This window comes from Luteitalea sp., from assembly GCF_044337415.1.
Classification (GTDB): Bacteria; Acidobacteriota; Vicinamibacteria; order Vicinamibacterales; family Vicinamibacteraceae; genus Luteitalea.
Genome location: NZ_JBIINP010000237.1, coordinates 1 through 5728, shown reverse-complemented (window position 1 = coordinate 5728; position 5728 = coordinate 1). Strand labels below are relative to the sequence as shown.

Genomic DNA, 5728 nt, shown 5'->3' with positions numbered 1-5728 from the left:
CCTGCAGGTAGCCCTTGACGTCGGCGTCCTTCACGCGTCCGGGCGCGTACTGCGCGCGCACGACGTCGCGTTCGACCATCTGGCGCGTGAGCGGCGCAATGGCCTGCAGCACCTTCAGCCGCTCGTCACGCACGGCGTCGGCGTCGAAGGAGATGGGCGGCTCCATCGCCGTGAGCGCCAGCAGCATGAACAGGTGGTTCTGCACCATGTCGCGCAACGCGCCGGCCTGCTCGTAGTACCCGCCGCGCGAGCCGATGCCATCCGACTCGGCCACCGTGATCTGCACGTGGTCCACGTACCGGCGATTCCAGATCGGCTCGAAGATGCTGTTGGCGAACCTGAAGATCATCAGGTTCTGCACCGTCTCCTTGCCGAGGTAGTGATCGATCCGGTACGTCTGCCGCTCGCCGAGCACCTCGGCGAGCGAGCGGTTGAGGGCCTGCGCGGACGCCAGGTCGCTGCCGAACGGCTTCTCCACCACCACGCGACGCCACCCGCCCACGGCGGCCTCGTCGAGCAGGCCCGCCTTGCCGAGTCCTGCAGCAATCGGCGCGAACAGCTGCGGCGGTGTCGCCAGGTAGAACAACGCGTTGGCGCCGGTCCCGTGCTCGCCCTGCAACTCCGTGAGCCGCGCCGCGATGTCGGTGTATAGCGCCGGCTGCTCCACGTCGCCGACCACCACGCCGATGCGGCCGAGGAACCACTCACGCTCCTCGGGGCTCAGCGGCGTGTCGAGATGCTCGTCCACCGTCCGGAGCACATCGTCGGCCAGGCTGGCGCCGACGTCGGCCTGCCGGATGACGGCCAGGAAGGCGAACGCGGGAGGCAGCGCACCCGACCGGCGCAGGTTGACGAGCGCTGGCACGAGCTTCCGGCGCGTCAGGTCCCCGGAGGCCCCGAACCCGACGAACACCGCCGGGTCGGCCGGCGTGATCGCGGCGCGACGCGCGGCGCCGGTGCCTGCGGTGCTCACAACCAGGTCGCCTCCACCGCAGCGCGGAGCGCCTGCAGCCCGGCGGCCACGTCCGGTCCGAGGTGCACGCGCAGCGCCCGGCGCCCGCGCTCCTCGAGCACGCCGAAGTCACCACGCGCCTGCGCGGCCTTGACGACGCCAAACGTGAAGTCGCGTCCCGGCACCTCGAGATCCTGCGCGTCGTCGCAGGTGATCTGCAGGATGACGCCGGAGTTCGGGCCGCCCTTGTAGGCCTGGCCCGTCGAGTGGAGGAAGCGGGGCCCGAAGCCCAGGCACGTGGCCGCACCCGACTGCGCACGAATCACGGCGCGCATCTCCTGCAGCGCCGCGATGTTGTCCGTCGTCATGTCGAGGTAGGCCAGCAACGCGACGTAGTCGCCACCGCCAATCCGCTTGAGATGCGCCGCGATGGCCTCGGCGGGCGTCGCCACGGGCCCGAGCGCCCGCACGTTGCCCTCGTCGGTGAAGATCGCGAGATCGGCGTCGAGGACGACCGGCGCCTCGGCCGGCAGCGCGCCCTCCTGCTCGAACGCGTCGGTGAGCACGCGCGTCTTGATCTTGCTCGCCTCGACGTCGGGCTGGTCGAACGGGTTGATGCCCAGGACCGCCCCGGCGACGGCCGTGGCGATCTCCCAGCGGAAGAACTCCTGGCCCAGCGTATACGCGTCGCGTACGTCGATCTGCACCACCGGCTGGCCGGCGAGGTTCAGCTGTTCGACGAACGTGTCCTGCGCGGCATCGGGCGCCGAGGCCAGCCGGACGTACACGAACAGGCGATCGGCGCCATACGTCGACGGATCGCCCTCGGGCTCGAGGTCCACGGGAATGACCGCCGTACCGTTCTTGCCCGTCGACTCGGCCACGAGCTGTTCGAGCCAGGCGCCGAGCGGCGAGATGCCGGGCGAGGCGAGGATCGTGAGCTTGTCGCGCCCCGCGAGCGCCGCCTCGCCGATGACCACGCCGAGTGCCACGCCGGGGTTGTTGGCGGCATCCTCACGACGGCAGGCATCGGCCATCTGCGCCGCCTCGCCGAGCAGGCGCGCCACGTCCACGCCCCCGAGGGCCGCCGGCACCGTACCGAAGGCCGACAACACCGAGAAGCGGCCGCCCACGGTGGGCTCACCGAAGGCGATGGCGCGGAAGCCATCGCGCTCGGCCACCTTCTGCATCTGCGACCCCGGGTCGGTGATCGCAACCACATGGCGCCCGGCCGCCTCCGCGCCCACCACCTGCACGAGGCGATGGAAGAAGTAGGCCAGGAACACGTTCGGCTCGAGCGTGCTGCCCGACTTGCTCGCCACCAGCACCAGCGTCGTCCGCAGGTCCACGGCGTCGTCGAAGCGCTTCACCTGCGCGGGGTCCGTCGAGTCGAGCACGTGCAAGCGGGGCGAACCCGGGGCACCGCCGATCACGCGGGAGACCACCTCGGGCCCGAGGCTCGACCCGCCCATGCCCAGCAGCAGGATGTCGGTGATGCCCTCGTCGCGGATGGCCTGTGCCAGCGCGGCGCGCGCCGGCAGTTCCTTGCGCTGCTGCTCGATCACGTCGAGCCAGCCGAGCCACTTCTCCTCGCCGCTGTTGGTCCAGAGCGACGCGTCCTTGGTCCAGAGCCGGGCCACGCGACGCTCGGCCGTCCAGGTTGCGAGCGTGCGGGCAATCGCCTCGGCCAGCGAGCCGGGCTGCAGGGTAAGCGGGGTGGCAGTCACGGCGACCAGTGTAATCCCCTCGCTTGGCCCCGTGCAGGCTCGGCAGGGCTGCCCCGCCTGCAGGTATCGGATTGCCTTGTCGCGTCTCGCGCTAGGCTTGCGCATGGCCCTCGAGGAATACCGGCGCAAGCGCGACTTCACGAAGACGCCCGAACCCGCTGGCGATACCGGCGCCACGGCGCGGAACGTGCCAACCCGGTTCTTCTGCGTCCAGAAGCATCTGGCCACGGCGCTGCACTACGACTTCCGCATCGAGCACGAGGGCGTGCTGCTCTCGTGGGCGGTCCCGAAGGGCCCGTCGCTCGATCCCGCGACCAAGCGTCTGGCCATGCACGTCGAGGATCACCCGCTCGAGTACGGCGAGTTCGAGGGCGTGATTCCCGAGGGCTACGGCGCAGGGGTCGTGATGCTGTGGGATGTCGGCACGTGGGAGCCCGAAGTAGCCGACGTGGACGCCGCGCTGAAGAAGGGCGACCTCAAGATGCGGCTGAACGGCTACAAGCTGAAGGGGTCGTGGGTGCTCGTCCGCACCCGGGGCTGGGGCCAGAAGAGCGGCGCGAAGGACGACGGCCGCTCCTGGCTGCTGATCAAGCACAAGGACGAGTGGTCAGGCGACCTCGACATCACCGAGTTCGCGCCGTCGAGCGTGAAGAGCGGCGGCTCCTTCCGGGAGATCCTCGCGCAGGACGCACCAGACGTCTGGCTCGGCAATCGCGGCAACACCGGCGAGGCGTCCCTCGAGACGCTCGCCGAAGTCCTGCGCAAGCTCGACACGCTCGAACCGATCCCGAAACCACCACGGTAGGGCCGGGTGTCCCACCCGGCCGCAGTGGGACAGCGGCGCGGTCGGAGACCGCGCCCTACCCTCGAGCCGCGCCAGGCACGCGTGGGCGCCGAGCACGAAGCGCCAGGCGCACGGCTCAGGGCTCAGGGCTCAGGGCTCAGAGAGCATTCCGAGCGGCATCAGTAAGGTTTCTGAGCCTTGAGCCCGAAGCCTTGAGCCTTCGGCGTGCTGGTGTTCATCTGTCCACAATGGCCACCGACACGCCCACCTGCTTCTCGGCGACGAAGTGCGGGAACACGGCGACAACACGGCCCTGCGACGCCGCGATGCCGTTGTAGTCGCCGAACGCCGCCTGGGCGTTGGTCGTGAACGGGGCGAGCGGGACGACGGCGTTCGTCCAACTGCGTCCGCCGTCCTGGCTGCGGGCCATCACCACGCGGGTCTCGGTGCCGGTCGCGGCGACACGCTCGTGATAGACCGCGTGGAGGTCGCCGTTGGCGGCGTCGAGCGCGAGCCACACGAAGAACTGCGGCACGCCGTTCCCCTGCGCATCCGCGTTGACGCGGACGGGCGTGGCCCACGTGCGCCCCTTGTCCGTGGACCCACTGACGAACACGTCGGGGTCGCCGTGCCGCGCATCCACCCACGCGATGTACACCGTGCCGCGACGCGGCCCCTCCGATCCGTCCACGACCGTCACCGGCATGCCGTTGCTCCGCGACAGTCCAGGGATGTCGATGTCCCAGCCACCGGGGATCGCAGAGACCGGGCGGTCCTCCCCGAACGTCACGCCGCCGTCGTCCGACCTGTCGATGACCAGGCCAGCCGGACCTGACCACGCGACGTACACCTCCCCATCGGGTCCGGCGGCGGGCACGGCACCCTCGACGGTGTCGTCATCGTCAAGGCACGTACCCTGGCGATCCGAAATCCGCAGTGGCACAGAGAACGAGCGGCCACCGTCGGTCGATCGCGAGAAGTGGATCTCGGAGCGGCAGTCGGCACGCGTGGTGTTGTACTCGTCGAAGCGCGTCCAGGCGACGTAGAGACTCCCGCGGCGTGGTGACTGCTCGCCCCGGTCCACGCCAGGCCACGGTTTGTCTTCGAAGGGCGCCACGGTGTTCCGGTGATCGATCACGGCCACGGGCGCGTCCCACCCACCGGTCGCCGCGTCCCGCCGCCGCACGAAGATGCCGTTGCGCGCCAGCGTCGGCCGGGGCACGCGCAAGCCATCGAAAGCAATGTAGGAGTGGAACAACGTGCCGTCCGCGCCGAAGATCACCGCGTCGTCGCCCTGCGTGGCGCGGCGCTCGGGATTGGCAGCCAGTTCCTCGCGGAACGTCTTGCCGCCGTCGCGCGACACGAACAGCACGTTGCTCACGCGCGTCCCGCCCGGGCGGTTCACCTGGTAGGCCGAGACGACGATGTGATCCCGGTTGGTGGGATCGATGGCGACCGACACTTCCGCGGTGCTCGGCGCATCGGGAGCCGTCACGCGCACCACGCGGACGTCTGGCGCCTGCGCCAGGCCGACCGACAGCGTCAGCGCCGTGACCAGGACGAGAGTGGCTGCGTGGAGAACGATTCGCACCGGCGCAGGATAGCCGACCGCCCGCCCGTGGCCCCAGGGCGACGGCGCCCCCCTGGGAGTCGCTCGTACCCGGTACCCGGCACCCGGTACCCCGTCCCCGTGTCGTGCCGTATGCTGCCCGGGTGACGACGCGGCGCACGCGACTGTTCGCCCTGGCGACCCTGGCGGCAGGCGCGTGCCTGCTCTGGCTGCGCGTGCCCGCGCCGTTGGCGCTGGCACCGGTCCAGGGCCAGCCACGACTCTGGCGCGGCGCGTACCACGTGCACACCACGCGCTCGGACGGTAGCGGCTCGCCCGACGACGTGGCGGCGGCCGCCGCTGATGTCGGCCTCGACTTCGTCATCCTCACCGACCATGGCGACGCCACCCGCCATCCTGAGCCGCCCCGCGTCGTCGACGGTGTCCTGTTGATCGACGCCGTCGAGATCAGCACCGACGACGGGCACTACGTGGCGCTGGACCTGCCGCAGGCGCCCTATCCACTGGCCGGTGAAGGCCGCGCCGTCGCCGACGATGTGCGGCGGCTCGGCGGGCTCGGCATCCTCGCGCATCCGGACTCACCACGACCGGCTCTCGCCTGGCACGATCCGACCGTCGACGCCGACGGGTTCGAGTGGGTCAACGCCGACAGCACGTGGCGGTCCGCGCCTGTCGGGAGCCTGCTCGCGCGGCTC

At 70.7% G+C, this 5728-nt stretch carries 3 protein-coding genes and 2 pseudogenes; 2 read left to right on the top strand and 3 right to left on the bottom strand.

All coding sequences use genetic code 11. From position 1 onward, the window contains the following. Positions 1-973, bottom strand: a pseudogene (locus ACIRDX_RS19875) (glucose-6-phosphate dehydrogenase); the annotation flags it as partial. Continuing rightward, positions 970-2679 carry a bifunctional transaldolase/phosoglucose isomerase gene (locus ACIRDX_RS19870; protein WP_396627177.1) on the bottom strand — a complete coding sequence of 570 codons (1710 nt, stop codon included), beginning with the start codon at positions 2677-2679 and terminating at the stop codon, positions 970-972. The gene ACIRDX_RS19870 and the pseudogene ACIRDX_RS19875, both read right to left, overlap by 4 nt. Before the next feature lie 103 nt (positions 2680-2782). Here ACIRDX_RS19870 and ACIRDX_RS19865 point away from each other — a divergent pair, with 103 nt between their 5' ends. Next, positions 2783-3484, top strand: a complete 702-nt coding sequence (locus ACIRDX_RS19865) for a DNA polymerase ligase N-terminal domain-containing protein (protein WP_396627176.1) — start codon at positions 2783-2785, stop codon at positions 3482-3484. Between the two features lie 214 nt (positions 3485-3698). On the opposite strand, the gene ACIRDX_RS19860 is transcribed toward ACIRDX_RS19865, so the two are convergent. Further along, positions 3699-5054 (bottom strand): hypothetical protein, encoded by a 1356-nt coding sequence (locus tag ACIRDX_RS19860; RefSeq protein WP_396627175.1) that lies wholly within the window; start codon positions 5052-5054, stop codon positions 3699-3701. Between the two features lie 122 nt (positions 5055-5176). Between ACIRDX_RS19860 and ACIRDX_RS19855 the strand changes: the two are divergent. Continuing rightward, positions 5177-5728 (top strand): annotated as a pseudogene (locus ACIRDX_RS19855) (hypothetical protein); the annotation flags it as partial.

What these genes read in the sequence shown, in the direction of transcription:
- ACIRDX_RS19865 (WP_396627176.1), top strand. Translation starts at nt 2,783, where the DNA reads ATGGCCCTCGAGGAATACCGGCGCAAGCGCGACTTCACGAAGACGCCC.